This window comes from Mesorhizobium sp. M0088, from assembly GCF_040322895.1.
In the GTDB taxonomy this organism is placed as follows: Bacteria; Pseudomonadota; Alphaproteobacteria; order Rhizobiales; family Rhizobiaceae; genus Mesorhizobium.
Genome location: NZ_JAMYUI010000018.1, coordinates 81,798 through 97,983 on the forward strand (window position 1 = coordinate 81,798; position 16,186 = coordinate 97,983).

Below are 16,186 nucleotides of genomic sequence, written 5' to 3' on the forward strand. Positions count from 1 at the left end.
CCCATTGCAAGAGCCGTGACAGCCGTTGCAGGGCTTGATAGAGGCTCTGCTTTCGCAGCAATCACGGTGATTGCGGCAACCACGGTGATTCATGGCTGAGCCCCCGCTGAAAGGCGTCCGCGTCGTCGAACTCGCCCGCATCCTTGCCGGGCCATGGGCCGGGCAGTTGCTTGCCGATCTCGGCGCCGATGTCATCAAGGTCGAGAGCCCCGATGGCGGCGACGACACCCGCAAATGGGGGCCACCCTTCGTCATGGGCAAGGACGGCGAGAACCTGTCGGCCGCCTATTATCATTCCTGCAATCGCGGCAAGCGCTCCATCGCCATCGATTTCTCGACACCGGAAGGCGCCGAGACCGTACGCCGGCTGGTCGCCACCTCGGACGTGCTGATCGAGAACTTCAAGCTCGGCGGCCTGAAGAAATACGGCCTCGACTATGACAGCCTGCGCCAGATCAACCCGCGCCTCGTCTATTGCTCGATCACCGGCTTTGGCCAGGATGGTCCCTACGCGCCGCGCGCCGGCTACGACTTCATCATCCAGGCCATGGCCGGCATGATGTCGATCACCGGCGAGGTCGGCCGCGAGCCGCAAAAAGCGGGCGTCGCCATCTCCGACATCTTCACCGGCCTTTATTCGGTCATCGCCATCCAGGCAGCATTGCGCCATGCCGAGCAGACCGGCGAAGGTCAGCACGTCGACATGGCGCTTTTCGACACCCAGATCTCGGCCCTCGGCAACCAGAATTTGAACTATCTCGTCTCCGGCCAATCGCCGGTGCAGATGGGCAACGCACACATGAACATCGCCCCTTACGAGGTGGTGCCGGTCAGGGACGGGCACATTATCCTGGCGGTCGGCAATGACGGCCAGTTCGCCAAATTCTGCGCCGCTGTTGGAATGGACGACCTGCCTGCCAATCCCGACTTCGCCACCAATCCCGCCCGGGTCGCCAACCGGGTCAAGCTGCGCGAGCGCATGATCGAGGCGCTGAAGATTTTTGACCGCGATCCGCTGCTGGCCAAGCTGGAAGCGGCCGGCGTGCCGGCGAGCCCGATCAACACGATCGGCCAGATGTTTGCCGATCCGCAGACGATCGCGCGCGGCATGCGGCTCGATCTCGACGACGGCCATGGCAATCTTCTGCCTTCGGTGCGTGCGCCGATGGTGATGTCCGGCACGCCGCTGGTCTATGAGCGCCCCTCGCCGCGCCTGGGCGAGCACACGCAAGAAATCCTTGCCGAACTGGAGAAGTCTGGACAATGAAGACCGGCGGACAACTCATCGTCGACGCGCTCGAAGCCAACGGCACCGACCGCATCTATTGCGTGCCCGGTGAATCCTATCTGGCGGTCCTCGACGCGCTGCACGACTCTGCGATCCGCACCATCGTCTGCCGCCAGGAAGGCGGTGCCGCGATGATGGCCGATTGCCACGGCCGCCTGACCGGCAAGCCCGGCATCTGCTTCGTCACCCGCGGCCCCGGCGCCACCAACGCCTCGGCCGGCATCCACATCGCCATGCAGGATTCGATACCCGTCATCCTGTTCATCGGCCAGGTCGCCAGCCACGCCAAGGAGCGCGAGGCTTTTCAGGAAGTGGACTACGTCAGGTTCTTCGGCGACATCGCCAAATGGGTGGTCGAGATCGACGACGCCTCGCGCATCCCCGAATTCGTCACCCGCGCTTTCGCTGTGGCGACGTCAGGCCGCCCCGGCCCGGTGGTGATCTCGCTCCCGGAAGACATGCTGACCAGCATCGTCGAGGCGCCCATCGCCTTGCCGCACACGCCGGTGGAAACACGGGCCGGCGAAGCGGAGCTCGATGCGCTGGAAAAGCTGCTGGCTAAGGCCAAGCGGCCGTTCGTCATCCTCGGCGGCACGCGCTGGGACGCCGAGGCGGTTGCACAAATGCGCACGATCGCCGAGGCCTGGTCGCTGCCGGTCGGCTGCTCCTTCCGCCGCCAGATGCTGTTCGATCATCTGCATCCGAACTATGCCGGCGATGTCGGCATCGGCATCAATCCGAAGCTGGCGACAGCGATCAAGCAGGCCGATCTCGTGCTGCTGATCGGCGGCCGCATGGGCGAAATGCCCTCCTCGGACTACACGCTGCTGAAAAGCCCCTACCCCGACCAGACGCTGGTGCATATCCATGCCGACGCCGGCGAACTCGGCCGCGTCTACAGGCCGACACTGGCGATCAACGCCTCGCCGTCCGCCTTCATCGACGCTTTCGCCAGGCGCAAGCCGGCCTCCGCACCCGTCTGGGCAGCCGAAACGCCAAAGCTGCATGCCGCCTATCTCGACTGGTCGACGCCACCGGAAGGCGGCCCCGGCTCGGTCCAGATGGGGCCGATCATGAACTACCTCGAAAAGATGTTGCCCGACGACGCCATCCTCACCAACGGCGCCGGCAACTACGCCACCTGGGTGCATCGTTTCCACCGCTTCCGCCGCTTCGCCACTCAAGGTGCGCCGACGTCAGGCTCGATGGGCTATGGCACGCCTGCGGCCGTCGCCGCCAAGGAGCTGTTCCCGGAGCGCACCGTGGTCGCCTTCGCCGGCGACGGCTGCTTCCTGATGAACGGGCAGGAATTCGCCACCGCCGTGCAGTATGACCTGCCTATCATTGTGGTCGTCGTCAACAATGGCATCTACGGCACCATCCGCATGCATCAGGAGCGCGAATATCCCGGCCGCGTCGTCGCCACCGATCTTAAGAACCCCGACTTCGCGGCTCTCGCCCGCGCCTATGGCGGCCATGGCGAAACGGTCGACAAGACCGCCGATTTTGCTCCCGCCTTCGAACGTGCCCGCGCCAGCGGCAAGCCGGCGATCGTGGAAATCCGCCTCGACCCCGAAGCGATCACGCCGACCAAGACGATGACGCAGATACGCGACAAGGCGTAGTCCAAACAAAAAAAGAGGCGGTCGCCCGCCCCTTTTTGTCATGCGGCTTGCGCTACTTGGCGGTCTCGATCTGTCCGCGGATTTCGCCGTCCTTGTTGGCTGCCGTGTGCACGTTGACATAGTCCTTGCCGCCCATCAGGTCGGCGGCCTGCGCGTCGGTCAGCACGGCCGACCCTTTGATCGGGCTCTTGAGCTTGCCCTTGAACGGGATCGCCACCCCGGCGTTTTCACCCATCGCGGCTGGGCCGTGAATATGCCCGGCGGTCGCCGGCCCGCTCAGCCCGGAATATTTGACGTTCCAGCTGAGTTTCTTCGTGGCCTTGTCGAAGGTAAGAGCTGCGGTGCCCTTGCCTTTCGTGGTCACCGGCGGGTTCTGCTGGGCGCCGTCGAGCGTCGCTTTCAGCTTCACCGTCTCGGCCAGGGCCGGCGCCGCCGTAAGGAAGGACGCCGAGATGGCCAGTGCCGAAAGCATCGGCGCCAAGGATTGGATACGCATGAGAATCTCCGTTTGCTGATGACATCCAGCCACGGCTCCCCGGCGCGCGGATGTATCGGCACAAGGCTTATAAGAGCGAATGGCTGCGCGCGAGTAACACTTACGTGCAGACTAATGGACCGCGCGATACCGGCGGCGTCAGACGGCTGCCAGCGCCTGCGTCAGGTCGGCGATCAGATCATCCGGGTGCTCCACGCCGATCGACAGCCTGACCGTGGTCTCCAGCACGCCGATGCGTTCGCGCACCTCGAAGGGTATGCCCGAATGGGTCATGGCCGCGGGGTGGCTGGCCAAGGATTCCGTTCCGCCCAGGCTCACCGCCAGCTTGAAGATCTGCAGGTTGTTGAGAAAGGCGAAAGCCGCCTTCTCGCCGCCCTTGATATCGAAGGAGAAGGTCGAGCCGGCACCAGTGCATTGCGCCCTGTAGGTGCGGCCAGCGGGCGTTTCCTCGCCCAGGAACGGAAGGTAATGCACCTTCTCGACCTTGGCATGGTCGCGCAGGAATTCGGCGACCAGGCGCGCATTGTCGTTGGCCCGCTCCATGCGGATCGACAGCGTCTCCAGCGAGCGGCCAAGCATCCAGCAGGAATGCGGGTCGAGCTGCGTGCCGATCGCGCCGCGCAGCGCCTTGATCGGCTTGGTGACCGCCTTGCTGCCCATGGCGGCGCCCGCGATGAGGTCGGAATGGCCGCCGACATATTTGGTCAGCGAATAGACGGACACGTCGGCGCCATGTTCGATGGGCCGCTGGAACACCGGGCCGAGCAGCGTGTTGTCGCACACGACGATCGGCGTCGACCCTTGGCTCGCGCCGATCTCGTCGGCGATCTTGCGCATCAGCGCGATGTCGACCAGGCTGTTGGTCGGGTTTGACGGCGTCTCGATCAGGATGACCGACACGCGGCCCTTCGCGACGGCGGCGTCGGCGGCCGTGCGCACCGCTGTCTCATCGACGCCATCCGCGAAACCGACAGCGCCGATACCGAAGCCGGAGAGCGTGCGCGTCAGAAGCGTCTCCGTGCCGCCGTAAAGCGGCTGCGAATGAAGGATGACGTCGCCCGGCCTGATATAGGCGAGTAGCGTGGTGGCGATCGCCGACATGCCGGATGAAAACAGGATGCAGGCATCCGCCCCCTCATAGATCGCCAGCCGGTCCTCGACGATCTCGCTGTTGGGATGGTTGAAGCGCGAATAGACCAGGCCCGACGCCGTGCCGCTCGGCGGCTCCTTGCGGCCGGAGGTGTAGTCGAAGAAGTCGCGTCCTTCTTCCGCCGACTTGAACACGAAGGTCGAGGTCAGGAACACCGGCGGCTTGACCGCACCCTCCGAAAGTTGCGGATCGAAGCCATAGCTCAGCATCAGCGTCTCCGGGTGGAGCTTGTGGTTGCCGATATGGGTTTTCGACGGGCGTGGCGCGGTCATGAGCTTTCCTGCCTGTTCGAGTGACATAGTGAACGGCAATTTATGCGATCCCTTTCCGCCAGTCCTTGCTATTTTTGGGCTCTCATGGCTGCATTCCCGCAACAAATTGCCCGGAGAGACGGAAAGTGCAGCAGAAGATAGCCGATGATTTCGACCGCAGGATCCTGCGCGAACTGCAGGCCGACGCCCGCATCACCAACAATGAGCTTGCCGAGCGGATCGGCCTGTCGCCGTCGCCCTGCCTGAGGCGGGTGCGGCGGCTGGAGGAAACCGGTGTCATCAGGGGCTACACCACGCTGGTCGATCCCTCAGCCTTCGGCTGGAACATGGTCGCCATCGCCACCATCCGGCTCAGCCGCCAGAACGAAGACGAGATCGTCATGTTCGAGGACGCGATCCGCGGCTGGGAAGAGGTGCTGGAATGCCACCTCGTCACCGGCTCGCGCGACTATGTGCTGAAAGTGGTGACGGGAAGCCTTGAGCAATACGAGCGCTTCATCAAGGAAAAGATCGCGCGGCTGAAATGCGTCGCCTCGATCGAGACCAGCTTCGTCATGAACACCATAAAGGAACGGCGCCTCTGACATTTCTGCCGGAGGCGCCGCGTCTCGAGATCATGCGCAGTAGGCTTACTTGACCGCCTTGTCCGTGATGGCGGTGGTGTAGGCGCCGGTCGGCTCCTTGGTGATGATCTTCTGGTCGAGCAACGCCTTGGCGGTGCGCTCGTAGGTCGCCGGGTCGAGCTTGCCGTCGGCATTGTCGATCAGCTTGGCGACTTCGCTCATCATGCGCTTCTGGTGGTTCTCGTCCTGGCCGCCGCCGTCCATGACGATGCCAGCGGCTTCGTCATTGTTGTCGATGGCGTATTTCCAGCCCTTCATCGAGGCGCGCACGAAACGCACCATCTTGTCTTCGAAGGCCGGGTCCTTGAGCTTGTCTTCGGACGCATAGAGCCCGTCCTCAAGCAGGTCGTTGCCCATGGCCGAGTAGTTGAACACGGTCAGCTGTTCCGGCTTGTAGCCGGCGTCGATCAACTGCCAGTACTCGTTGTAGGTCATGACCGAGATGCAATCCGCCTGCTTCTGGATCAGGGGCTGCACGTCGAAGCTCTGCTTCAAGACGGTGACGCCGTCCGGGCCGCCGTCTGTCTTGAGGCCGAGCTTGTTCATCCAGGCGTAGAACGGATACTCGTTGCCGAAGAACCAGACGCCCAGTGTGTGACCCTTGAAGTCGGCTTCGGTCTTGATCGGGCCGTCCTTCGGGCAGACCAGCTCCATGCCTGCCTTCTTGAACGGCTGGGCGATGTTGACCAGCGGCACGCCCTTTTCGCGGGCGGCCAGCGCACCGCCCATCCAGTCGACGATGACATCGGCGCCGCCGCCGGCGATCACCTGCTCGGGCGCGATATCGGGACCGCCCGGCTTGATGTCGACGTCGAGACCTTCGGCCTCATAGAAACCCTTGGCCTTGGCGACATAGTAGCCGGCAAACTGAGCCTGCGTGACCCATTTCAGCTGCAACGTCACCTTGTCGGCGGCCATTGCCTGGAACGCGGCGAGCGACATCGCGCCAGCCAGAACGGGAATAATCAGTCTTTTCATTTTTTTACCCTCTGAAGTTAGTGCCCTAAACCCACCGCCCCTATCCACCACGGACAGAGGGATGCCAAAACGTGACGGCTCTTTCGACAAGAGCGACCACGCCATAAAAGACCGAACCTGCAAGTGCTGCAACTGCGATTTCGGCCCAGACCATGTCGATGTTCATCCGCCCGACCTCGGTCGAGATGCGGAAGCCCATGCCGACGACGGGCGTGCCGAAGAACTCGGCGACGATGGCGCCGATCAGCGCCAGCGTCGAGTTGATCTTCAGCGCGTTGAAGATGAAGGGAGCAGCGGCCGGCAGCCTAAGCTTCAGCAGCGTCGGCCAGTAGCCCGACGCATAGGTGCGCATCAGGTCGCGCTCCATGTGGCCGGAGGCAGCCAGACCGGCGACCGTGTTCACCAGCATCGGGAAGAAGGTCATGATGATGACAACAGCCGCCTTGGACTGCCAGTCGAAGCCGAACCACATGACCATGATCGGGGCGACCCCGATGATCGGCAGCGCCGAGACCATGTTGCCGATAGGCAAGAGGCCGCGCCGCAGGAACGGCACACGGTCGGCGAGGATTGCGGTGATGAAGCCGGCGCCGCTGCCCACCACATAGCCGAAGATCACCGCCTTGAAGATGGTCTGGCGGACATCCGCGCCGAGCACCGGCAGCGAACCGGCGATGCGTGCGCCGATGGCGCTTGGCGGCGGCAGAAGGATGAAGGGAATGCCGGCCCCGCGCGTCACCGCCTCCCAGATGATCAGGATCCAGGCGCCGAAGATGGCGGGGATGATCAGGTGCAGCGCGGTGCGAGCCCATTTGGCGAAAGGACGCAGCGACGACAGCACCGCCACGCAACGCCAGCCAAGCAGCCAGGCAGCGGTGAGCAACAGGAAGAACGGCGCCCGTGCCAGGCCCTCGAAACCGGTGATGCCGCCAATCAGCAGCCAGGCGGCCAGATGCGCGCCGATGAAAAGCACAACCGCTTCGACGACGGACGGTATTCTGGTCATCGAGATCAAAGCGGCGAGAAGCAGCACGCCGAAGATCAGCCAAGTCGTCGCCACATAGGGATATATCAACGTCCCTGCAGGCTGCGCCAGCGCATCCACTTTCGGCGCGGCGATCGGGCCGAGCGCGACCGCGATCAGGCACAGCACGATCGCCAACACCGCCTGCCAGGAGGGTTTCAGCCAGTTCATGCCGGCCTCCCGCCCATGGCGCGGTCGACGAGGCGCCCGGCAATGCCGACAACCATGACGAGAAGTGCTGCCACCACAGACCCAGCAACCAACGCCGACCAGATGTCGATGGACTGGCTGTAATAGGCGCCGGCGAGCAGCTTGGCGCCGATGCCGGCGACCGCACCGGTCGGCAGTTCGCCGACGATGGCGCCGACCAGGCTTGCCGCCACCGCCACCTTCATCGAGGTGAACAGGAACGGCACCGAGGCCGGCACGCGCAATCTCCAGAAGGTTTGCGCACGACTGGCATTGTAGGTGTGCATCAGGTCGAGATGCATGATCTCGGGTGAGCGCAGCCCCTTCACCATGCCGACAGTCACCGGGAAGAATGACAGATAGGTCGAGATCATCGCCTTCGGGATCAGGCCGCTGATGCCGATCGCCCCCAGCACGACGATGATCATCGGCGCCACCGCCAGGATGGGAATGGTCTGCGAGGCGATGATCCACGGCATCAGGCTGCGGTCGAGCGTCGCCACATGGACAATGCCGACAGCGATGATGATGCCGAGCGCGGTGCCGAAGGCAAAGCCGAGCAGCGTCGACGACAGCGTCACCCAGGCATTGTAGACCAGGCTGCGGTTCGAGGTGATAGGCCGCAGGAAGGTGTTCTCGAAGAAATTCACCGCCACCTGATGCGGCGCCGGCAATGTCGGCTTCGGCTGCGACAGCGTCTTGCCGATGAGTTCGCTGAACGTGGAGGTCTCACCGGCGCGACGGTCGAGATCGTGCTGGAACGGCGTGTTGAGGATGACAGCGAAGACATACCAGAGCACGACCACGCCTGCGAGGATCGAGGTCACGGGGATGAGTTTGTCGCGGAAGGTGTCCATTAGGTGCGCTCCCCTTTGCCCAACGGCAAAGAGCGGCCATACCCATTCTTCGTCATCCTAGGGCGAAGCAAGGAGCGAAGCGACGCGGCGCAGACCCTAGGATCCATGCCGTTACCTCTGTGCTCCACAACGGTGCGGAACAAGGCTCCCTGTGCCTCGCCCTGCTTGGCCTGTTTTCTCAACCGTTTTCGCCTTTCGGCCGGCGTCACGGCATGGATCCTAGGGTCTGCGCAGGCCGCTTCGCGCCTGCTCCGCCCTAGGATGACGAAGGCGCGGTGGGCCGCCCCCTCACCCGACCTCCGCTTCGCTCCGGCCACCCTCTCCCCGTTGGGGAGAGGAGGGAGCCCGTCGTTTGCTCCCTCAATCATCATAGCTGTGCCCTGCCCGCAGCCCGTCGCGCACGCGCGCCGCGATCGCCAGAAACTCCGGCGTCTCGCGGATGTCGAGCGGCCGCTCTCTCGGCAGTGTCGATTCGATGATGTCGCTGACGCGGCCCGGCCGCGGTGACATGACGACGATGCGCGTCGACAGATAAACGGCTTCCGGAATGGAGTGGGTGACGAAGCAGATGGTCTTGTTGGTGCGTCCCCACAATTCCAGCAATTGCTCGTTGAGATGGTCGCGCACGATCTCGTCCAGCGCGCCGAACGGCTCGTCCATCAGCAGCAGGTCGGCGTCGAAGGCCAGCGCACGGGCAATCGAGGCGCGCTGCTGCATGCCGCCCGAGAGCTGCCAGGGATATTTCTTCTCGAAGCCTGAGAGGTTGACGAGATCGAGCGTGCGCTTGATCCGCTCGCCCTGCTCCGCCCTGGACAGGCCCATGATCTCGAGTGGCAACCCGACATTGCGCTCGATGGTGCGCCACGGAAACAGGGCGGCGGCCTGAAAGACATAGCCATAGGCTCGTTTCTCGCGCGCCTGCTCTGCTGTCATGCCATTGACGGAAATCGTCCCCGAGGTCGGCTTCTCCAGATCTGCGATGACGCGCAGCAGCGTGGTCTTGCCGCAGCCCGAAGGCCCGATGAAGGAGACGAACTCCCCCTTGCCGATGGTGAGATCGACGTTTGACAGCGCCTGCACCGGCCCGTCATTGGTCTGGAAGGTCAGTCCGAGTTTGCTTGCCGCGACGACGGCTGGCGAAGTCCCCGTCATCGGCTGCCGCCTGCCTGTTTCCGTCCCTGCGGCGGCTGGAATCCGATTGCTTTTATCGCGATGTTGTTTTCCACTTACCCTGTCCCATTTGGCCCTGTCCCACTGACCTTGTCCCACTCGATCGACGCCCGGAGTTTCCCCGATGTCGCCCAAACCCAGTTGTCATCTTATCCGCCCTGAAAGCACTTATGAAGGCAAGCAGGGATTGACCTATTTCGCCGGCATTGCCGCCGAGACCGTCGGCGCTTCCGGCATCTGCATGCACATGCTCACCATGCCGCCCGGCGCGCGCGCCAAGGCGCATATGCATGAGAGCCACGAGACGGCGATCTACGTGCTCTCCGGCGAAGTCCACACCTGGTACGGCGACCGGCTCGAGCATCATATCGTGGTCAAGGCCGGCGACCTCTTCTACATTCCGGCCGGCGTGCCGCATCTGCCGGCCAATCTGAGCAGCGCCCCGTCTTCGGCCGTCATTGCCCGCACCGATCCCAACGAACAGGAAAGCGTCGTCCTGCTGCCGGAACTGGATGCACTGGTCGCCTGAAGCCGGTATCGACGGGCTAGGATCCCACCGGTCAATTGCCCGAGGTTTGCGCTGCCCCTTATCGCCCTGCCGGGCACTTCTCCCCGTATAGTGACGGGGAGAAGGACGATTTCGCCAATCTCCGACGTTACAAAAAAGGGGGGCGAGGTTGCGTTCATCTCCCTTCTCCCCGTCACTATACGGGGAGAAGGTGCCGGCAGGCGGATGAGGGGCGGCGCCGAGTTCGGCAATTATCGGCACTGCGACACATCCCCAAAGGCGGCGCCGTGTTTGTCGGCAATCATCCGTTTCTTGGCGTTCTTCGAGCCGCGCAAGCTCAAACCCCGGTCGCCGGGATGCCGGTGCGTTCCACCTTGCGCGGCGCGGAGATTTCCTTCCACGTCGACAGCGCCCGGTTGACCGCCGCATTCGGCTCGCGGCCAACGAACTCGCCATGACCGGACTTGGCCTTGACCTCGGCCTCCTGGATCGACAGTTCGCCACGCGAGAACACGAACCGCGGCAGACCGGTCACCTCGAACCCTTCGAACACGTTGTAGTCGATGACAGATTGCTGCTTCTTCGAGGTGATCTTCTTCTTGCGCTGGGGATCCCAGACGACGATGTCGGCGTCGGCGCCCTCTACGATGGCGCCCTTCTTCGGATACATGTTGAGGATCTTGGCGATGTTGGTCGAGGTCACCGCGACGAACTCGTTCATCGTCAGCCGGCCGGTGTTGACGCCGGTGGTCCAGAGCACCGGCATGCGGTCTTCAAGCCCGCCGGTGCCGTTCGGAATCTTGGTGAAATCGCCGACGCCGTTACGCTTCTGCTTGGTGGTGAAAGCGCAATGATCGGTCGCCACCACCTGCAGCGAGCCCGCCTGCAGGCCGGCCCACAGCGAATCCTGGTGCAATTTGTTGCGGAAGGGCGGGCTCATCACGCGGCGCGCCGCATGATCCCAGTCCTTGTCGAAATACTCGCTCTCGTCCAGCGTCAGGTGCTGGATCAGCGGTTCTCCGAACACCCGCATGCCCTTCTGCCGCGCCCGGCGGATCGCCTCGTGGCTCTGCTCGCAGGAGACATGCACGACATAGAGCGGCACGCCGGCCATGTCGGCGATCATGATGGCGCGGTTGGTCGCCTCGCCTTCCACTTCGGGTGGCCGTGAATAGGCGTGGCCCTCGGGGCCGTTGTTGCCGGCAGCCAGCAGCTTCTGCGACAAAGCGGCAACGACGTCGCCATTCTCGGCATGCACCAGCGGCAGCGCGCCGAGATCGGCGCAGCGCTGGAACGACGCATACATCTCGTCGTCATCGACCATCAGCGCGCCCTTGTAGGCCATGAAGTGCTTGAACGAGGTGATGCCCTTGTCGACGACAGTGGCCATCTCGTCGAACACCTGCTTGCCCCACCAGGTGATCGCCATGTGGAAGGAGTAGTCGCAGGACGCTTTCGAGGTCTTGTTGTCCCACATCTGCAAGGCTTCGAGCAGCGACTGCTGCGGCGCCGGCAGGCAGAAATCGACCACCATCGTCGTGCCGCCGGAGAGCGCGGCGCGGGTGCCGGATTCGAAATCATCGGCCGAATAGGTGCCCATGAACGGCATTTCGAGATGGGTATGCGGGTCGATGCCGCCCGGCATGATGTAGCAACCGGTGGCGTCGAACTCGTGGTCGCCATGCAGGTCCGAGCCGATGGCGACGATCTTGCCGTGCTGCATCAGCACATCGGCCTTCCAGGTGCGGTCGGCGGTGACGATGGTGCCGTTTCGGATAACTTTTGTCATTAGCTGTTCCCTTGTTCTCTTCGCGCTTCTTTGCGAGCGTCGTTTGGAAGGTAGATTCTAAGCTCACTCCATGATGACAGCCGTCTCCACCACCGCATGGAACAAAACATCGGCACCTGCCGAAGCCCATTCCTTGGTGATCTCCTCGGCCTCGTTGTGGCTGAGGCCATCGACGCAGGGGCACATCACCATGGCGGTGGGCGCGACGCGGTTGATCCAGCAGGCGTCATGGCCGGCGCCGGAGACGATGTTGCGGTGGGAATAGCCGAGACGTTCGGCGGCATCGCGGATCGCCTTGACGCAACCCGCGTCGAAGGTGACCGGATCGAAAGCGCCGACCTGCTCGATCTCGTAGCGGATGTCGAGCGCATCGCAGATCGTGTCGATGCCTTCGCGGATGCGGCCGTCCATGGCGTCCAGCACTTCCTTTTCCGGGGAGCGGATGTCGACGGTGAAGACGGTGCGGCCGGCGATGATGTTGCGCGAGTTAGGATAGACCTCCATGTGGCCGACCGCGCCGACGGCGTCCGGCTGGTAGTCCATGGCGATCTCATGCACCAGTTCGATCACCCGGGCCATGCCGAGCCCGGCATTGCGGCGCTTGGGCATCGGGGTCGAGCCGGTGTGGGCTTCCTTGCCGGTCAGCGTCACCTGGAGCCACTTCAGGCCCTGGCCATGAGTGACGACGCCGATGTCGATATCTTCGTCCTCGAGAATCGGACCCTGTTCGATATGCAGTTCGAAGAAGGCGTGGATCTTGCGATCGCCGACCTTCTCGCTGCCTTTCCAGCCGATGCGCTCGAGCTCCTCACCGAATTTCTTGCCCTGCTTGTCGACATGCCCGTACACATCGGCCTGGTCGAGCACGCCGGCGAACACGCCGGACGCCATCATCGCCGGCGCGAAGCGCGAGCCCTCCTCATTCGTCCAGTTGGTGACGACGATCGGATGTTTGGTCTTGATGCCGAGATCGTTGAGCGAGCGCACCACTTCAAGCCCGCCCAGCACGCCGAGCACGCCGTCATACTTGCCGCCGGTCGGCTGCGTATCGAGATGGCTGCCGACATAGACCGGCGGCAGGCTTGGATCGGTGCCTTCGCGGCGGGCAAACATCGTGCCCATTTCATCGACGCCCATTTCGAGCCCGGCCGCATCGCACCAGCGCTTGAACAGATGCCGCCCTTCGCCGTCTTCGTCGGTCACGGTCTGGCGATTGTTGCCGCCGGCGATGCCGGGACCAATCTTCGCCATCTCCATGATGGAATCCCACAAACGATCTGAATTGATTCGCAGATTCTCGCCGGGTGCGGCCATGCTCTAAAACCTCATCGATTGCGGGGCGTCCCCCTCCCCTCGAGGGGAGGGTGGCCGCGAAGCGGTCGGGTGGGGTCGGCTGACATATGCTCAACCTTCCCCTTGACCATCTGCGCGACATGCCACGCGCTGTTTATGACATCGGGCTCGCCAACACGGAAGACGTGAAACCCGAGAGAGCGCAGATAGGCATCACGAACAGCATCGTGCCGTTTACCCTTCCCGTGTTCGTGCAGATCACCGTCGACCTCAACGATCAGCTTCACCGCCAAGCAAACGGAGTCAACGATATAAGGCCCAATCGGGCACTGACGGCGAAACTTGATGCCTCCCGATTTCAACTCCCGCAGTTCATACCACAGGAGGGATTCGCCCTCGGTCGCGTGAACTCGAAGCGCGCGCGCCTTCTGGCGCATTTCGAAGCTCACGCGGGTACGGGGCATCAGACGCGGCCACGCAGCAAAAGATCAGGTCGGCACCCAGTCGCACCGACCCCACCCGACCGCTTCGCGGCCACCCTCCCCTCGAGGGGGAGGGATATCCGCGTCCAGTTCGTCAATCTATGGCTCGCAAGACTTCTCTGACATGGTCGATCAATTCGTTGATCTGGCCCTTGGTGATGATCAGCGGCGGCGACAGCGCGATGATGTCGCCGGTGGTGCGGATCAGCGCGCCGCGCTCGAACGCCTTGACGAAGGCCGAGAAGGCCCGCTTGGTCGGCTGGCCGGCGATCGGCGCCAGCTCGATCGCGCCGATCAGGCCGATGTTCCTGATATCGATGACGTTCGGCTCGCCTTTCAGCGAATGCAGCGCGTCTTCCCAGTACGGCGCCAGCTCCTCGCCGCGGGTCAGCAGGCCCTCTTCCTTGTAGGTGTCAAGCGTGCCGAGTGCGGCCGCGCAGGCGATCGGGTTGCCCGAATAGGTGTAGCCGTGGAAGAACTCGATCATGTGCTCGGGGCCGGTCATGAAGGCGTCGTGGATCTCCTTCTTGACGAACACCGCGCCCATCGGGATGACGCCGTTGGAGACGCCCTTGGCGGTGGTCATGATGTCTGGCGTGACACCGAAATAGTCGGCGGCGAACGGCGTGCCGAGACGGCCGAAACCGGTGATGACCTCATCGAAGATCAACAGGATGCCATGCTTGGTGCAGATCTCGCGCAGCCTCTCGAGATAGCCCTTCGGCGGCAGGATGACGCCGGTAGAGCCGGCGACCGGCTCGACGATGACAGCGGCGATGGTCGAAGCATCGTGCAGGGCGACGATGCGCTCCAGTTCGTTGGCGAGTTCCGCACCATACTCCGGTACGCCCTTGGTGAAGGCGTTCTTTTCCGGCAGATGCGTGTGCGGCATATGGTCGACGCCGCCGAGCAGCGTGCCGAACATCTTGCGGTTGGTGACAATGCCGCCGACCGAGATGCCGCCGAAATTGACGCCGTGATAGCCGCGCTCGCGGCCGATCAGCCGGGTGCGCGAGCCCTCGCCCTTCACACGATGATAGGCGATGGCCATCTTGAGCGCGGTCTCGACCGATTCCGAGCCGGAATTGGTGAAGAAGACATGGTCCATGCCCTTGGGCGCGAGGTCGACCAGGCGGTTGGCCAGTTCGAACACGATCGGGTGGCCCATCTGGAAGGCGGGCGCATAGTCGAGCTCGGCGGCCTGCTGCTGGATCGCCTCGGTGATCTTCGGCCGGCAGTGGCCGGCATTGACACACCACAGGCCGGCGGTGCCGTCGAGCACCTTGCGGCCATCGCTGGTCGTGTAATGCATGTCCTTGGCGGACACCATCATGCGCGGCGCCTGCTTGAACTGCCGGTTTGCCGTGAACGGCATCCAGAATGCGCTGAGATCGTTCGGCGTGACTTTCAGCCGGTTGGACATGACCAGGACTTCCCCTTGTAATCTGTTTCGCTGCGCCCAACGCTTGGTCTTTGCCGCGTTTTCATGCTACGCAAATTTTTGACCGATTGGACAAACGTTAGCACCGCCCTGTCGGCGGTCAAGGATTACTAGCGGAAATGCGGCACCTGAAGTGCGTTCCACAGGCTAGGGAAAAACTGGTCCAGAGAATTGGTCCAGATGACCTTGAACGCGAGGTTTGGCAACACGAGGGCTTGCAACGGTGACCATCGGCACGGACGCCCCTCGCCGCACCCGCATCCAGCAGGAAAAGCGCGAACTCATCCTGGAGGCGGCGCTCGAGGTTTTCTCGACCAACGGTTTTCGTGGCTCGACCATTGACCAGATCGCCGAAGCCGCCGGCATGTCGAAGCCGAACCTGCTCTATTATTTCCGCCGCAAGGAAGACATCCACGAGACGCTGATGCAGCGCCTGCTCGACACCTGGCTGGCGCCGCTGCGTGAACTCGATGACATCGGCGACCCCTTGACCGAATTGCGCAGCTACATCAGGCGCAAGCTGGAGATGGCACGCGACTTTCCGCGCGAGAGCCGGCTGTTCGCCAACGAGATCCTGCAAGGCGCGCCGCGCATCATGCCGCTGCTGGCGGGCGAACTGAAAACGCTGGTCGACGAGAAGGCGACCGTCATCAAGGGCTGGATGCGCGCCGGCAAGATCGCCAAGACCGATCCGTGGCACCTGATCTTCTCGATCTGGGCGACGACGCAGCACTACGCCGATTTCGACGTCCAGGTCCGGGCCGTGCTCGGGCCGAACCGCGGCGGCGACGGCCGCTTCGAGGATGCGGCCCGCTTCCTGGAACAACTGTTTCTTGATGGGCTGAAGCCGAAGGGGTAGCAGCGAGATCACGTCTTGGCTCAACTTGGCAGTCGTCGGGCTATCCCAGACGGTGGGGATTGGCCGAAGCGCACATTGATTTCGTCATTCTAGGGCGAAGCAAGGAGCGAAGCGACGCGGCGCAGACCCTAGAATCCATGCC

General features: G+C 63.2%; 15 protein-coding genes. 5 read left to right on the forward strand and 10 right to left on the reverse strand.

Features of this window, described 5'->3' with window-relative positions; genetic code table 11:
* Window positions 1–91 precede the first annotated feature (91 nt).
* The gene (locus tag NKJ67_RS21985; protein ID WP_352583041.1) at window positions 92–1,267 is read left to right on the forward strand and encodes a CaiB/BaiF CoA transferase family protein; all 1,176 of its coding nucleotides are present in this window, start codon (window positions 92–94) and stop codon (window positions 1,265–1,267) included.
* Window positions 1,264–2,913: a thiamine pyrophosphate-binding protein gene (locus NKJ67_RS21990; RefSeq protein ID WP_352583043.1), complete on the forward strand. Its 1,650-nt coding sequence runs from the start codon at window positions 1,264–1,266 to the stop codon at window positions 2,911–2,913. Before NKJ67_RS21985 ends, NKJ67_RS21990 begins: the two co-directional genes overlap by 4 nt.
* Before the next feature lie 52 nt (window positions 2,914–2,965).
* Here the strand turns inward: NKJ67_RS21990 and NKJ67_RS21995 are convergent, their stop codons facing one another.
* Together NKJ67_RS21995 and NKJ67_RS22000 are read right to left on the reverse strand one after the other, a co-directional pair.
* Entirely contained in the window at window positions 2,966–3,409 is a 444-nt protein-coding gene (locus NKJ67_RS21995; RefSeq protein WP_352583044.1) for a CHRD domain-containing protein, read from the reverse strand.
* A gap of 138 nt (window positions 3,410–3,547) precedes the next feature.
* Window positions 3,548–4,831: a cystathionine gamma-synthase family protein gene (locus tag NKJ67_RS22000; protein WP_352583046.1), complete on the reverse strand. Its 1,284-nt coding sequence runs from the start codon at window positions 4,829–4,831 to the stop codon at window positions 3,548–3,550.
* 125 nt (window positions 4,832–4,956) lie between these two features.
* Between NKJ67_RS22000 and NKJ67_RS22005 the strand changes: the two genes are divergently transcribed.
* Entirely contained in the window at window positions 4,957–5,415 is a 459-nt protein-coding gene (locus NKJ67_RS22005; protein WP_352583048.1) for an Lrp/AsnC family transcriptional regulator, read from the forward strand.
* 45 nt (window positions 5,416–5,460) lie between these two features.
* On the opposite strand, the gene NKJ67_RS22010 is transcribed toward NKJ67_RS22005, so the two are convergent.
* The 4 genes from NKJ67_RS22010 to NKJ67_RS22025 all read right to left on the reverse strand — a co-directional run bounded on the left by NKJ67_RS22010 (window position 5,461) and on the right by NKJ67_RS22025 (window position 9,654).
* On the reverse strand, window positions 5,461–6,432 hold the full coding sequence (locus tag NKJ67_RS22010; RefSeq protein ID WP_013894623.1) for an ABC transporter substrate-binding protein: 972 nt from the start codon (window positions 6,430–6,432) through the stop codon (window positions 5,461–5,463).
* 40 nt (window positions 6,433–6,472) lie between these two features.
* Complete coding sequence (locus tag NKJ67_RS22015; protein ID WP_352583050.1) at window positions 6,473–7,627, reverse strand: ABC transporter permease; 1,155 nt, start codon at window positions 7,625–7,627, stop codon at window positions 6,473–6,475.
* Entirely contained in the window at window positions 7,624–8,502 is an 879-nt protein-coding gene (locus tag NKJ67_RS22020; protein WP_352583052.1) for an ABC transporter permease, read from the reverse strand. The genes NKJ67_RS22015 and NKJ67_RS22020 overlap by 4 nt, the downstream gene beginning before the upstream one ends.
* 360 nt (window positions 8,503–8,862) lie before the next feature.
* A complete protein-coding gene (locus NKJ67_RS22025) occupies window positions 8,863–9,654 on the reverse strand; it encodes an ABC transporter ATP-binding protein (RefSeq protein WP_352583054.1) in 792 nt (263 codons plus the stop codon).
* Window positions 9,655–9,796: 142 nt separating this feature from the next.
* Here NKJ67_RS22025 and NKJ67_RS22030 point away from each other — a divergent pair, with 142 nt between their 5' ends.
* On the forward strand, window positions 9,797–10,201 hold the full coding sequence (locus tag NKJ67_RS22030) for a cupin domain-containing protein (RefSeq protein WP_352583056.1): 405 nt from the start codon (window positions 9,797–9,799) through the stop codon (window positions 10,199–10,201).
* A gap of 316 nt (window positions 10,202–10,517) precedes the next feature.
* Here NKJ67_RS22030 and hydA read toward each other — a convergent pair whose 3' ends face one another.
* The 4 genes from hydA to aptA all read right to left on the reverse strand — a co-directional run bounded on the left by hydA (window position 10,518) and on the right by aptA (window position 15,167).
* The gene (gene hydA, locus NKJ67_RS22035) at window positions 10,518–11,969 is read right to left on the reverse strand and encodes a dihydropyrimidinase (RefSeq protein ID WP_352583058.1); all 1,452 of its coding nucleotides are present in this window, start codon (window positions 11,967–11,969) and stop codon (window positions 10,518–10,520) included.
* A gap of 63 nt (window positions 11,970–12,032) precedes the next feature.
* On the reverse strand, window positions 12,033–13,283 hold the full coding sequence (locus NKJ67_RS22040) for a Zn-dependent hydrolase (RefSeq protein WP_352583060.1): 1,251 nt from the start codon (window positions 13,281–13,283) through the stop codon (window positions 12,033–12,035).
* Window positions 13,284–13,294: 11 nt separating this feature from the next.
* Complete coding sequence (locus NKJ67_RS22045) at window positions 13,295–13,699, reverse strand: endonuclease domain-containing protein (RefSeq protein WP_352583062.1); 405 nt, start codon at window positions 13,697–13,699, stop codon at window positions 13,295–13,297.
* 139 nt (window positions 13,700–13,838) lie between these two features.
* On the reverse strand, window positions 13,839–15,167 hold the full coding sequence (aptA, locus tag NKJ67_RS22050) for an omega-aminotransferase AptA (protein WP_127271138.1): 1,329 nt from the start codon (window positions 15,165–15,167) through the stop codon (window positions 13,839–13,841).
* A 241-nt stretch (window positions 15,168–15,408) separates the two neighbouring features.
* Between aptA and NKJ67_RS22055 the strand changes: the two genes are divergently transcribed.
* Window positions 15,409–16,044 (forward strand): TetR family transcriptional regulator C-terminal domain-containing protein, encoded by a 636-nt coding sequence (locus NKJ67_RS22055; RefSeq protein ID WP_352583064.1) that lies wholly within the window; start codon window positions 15,409–15,411, stop codon window positions 16,042–16,044.
* Window positions 16,045–16,186: the final 142 nt, after the last annotated feature.

Coding starts and splice junctions, on each gene's coding strand:
- NKJ67_RS21985 (WP_352583041.1), top strand. CDS start 92: ATGGCTGAGCCCCCGCTGAAAGGCGTCCGCGTCGTCGAACTCGCCCGC.
- NKJ67_RS21990 (WP_352583043.1), top strand. CDS start 1,264: ATGAAGACCGGCGGACAACTCATCGTCGACGCGCTCGAAGCCAACGGC.
- NKJ67_RS21995 (WP_352583044.1), bottom strand. CDS start 3,409: ATGCGTATCCAATCCTTGGCGCCGATGCTTTCGGCACTGGCCATCTCG.
- NKJ67_RS22000 (WP_352583046.1), bottom strand. CDS start 4,831: ATGACCGCGCCACGCCCGTCGAAAACCCATATCGGCAACCACAAGCTC.
- NKJ67_RS22010 (WP_013894623.1), bottom strand. CDS start 6,432: ATGAAAAGACTGATTATTCCCGTTCTGGCTGGCGCGATGTCGCTCGCC.
- NKJ67_RS22015 (WP_352583050.1), bottom strand. CDS start 7,627: ATGAACTGGCTGAAACCCTCCTGGCAGGCGGTGTTGGCGATCGTGCTG.
- NKJ67_RS22020 (WP_352583052.1), bottom strand. CDS start 8,502: ATGGACACCTTCCGCGACAAACTCATCCCCGTGACCTCGATCCTCGCA.
- NKJ67_RS22025 (WP_352583054.1), bottom strand. CDS start 9,654: ATGACGGGGACTTCGCCAGCCGTCGTCGCGGCAAGCAAACTCGGACTG.
- NKJ67_RS22030 (WP_352583056.1), top strand. CDS start 9,797: ATGTCGCCCAAACCCAGTTGTCATCTTATCCGCCCTGAAAGCACTTAT.
- hydA (WP_352583058.1), bottom strand. CDS start 11,969: ATGACAAAAGTTATCCGAAACGGCACCATCGTCACCGCCGACCGCACC.
- NKJ67_RS22040 (WP_352583060.1), bottom strand. CDS start 13,283: ATGGCCGCACCCGGCGAGAATCTGCGAATCAATTCAGATCGTTTGTGG.
- NKJ67_RS22045 (WP_352583062.1), bottom strand. CDS start 13,699: ATGCGCCAGAAGGCGCGCGCGCTTCGAGTTCACGCGACCGAGGGCGAA.
- aptA (WP_127271138.1), bottom strand. CDS start 15,167: ATGTCCAACCGGCTGAAAGTCACGCCGAACGATCTCAGCGCATTCTGG.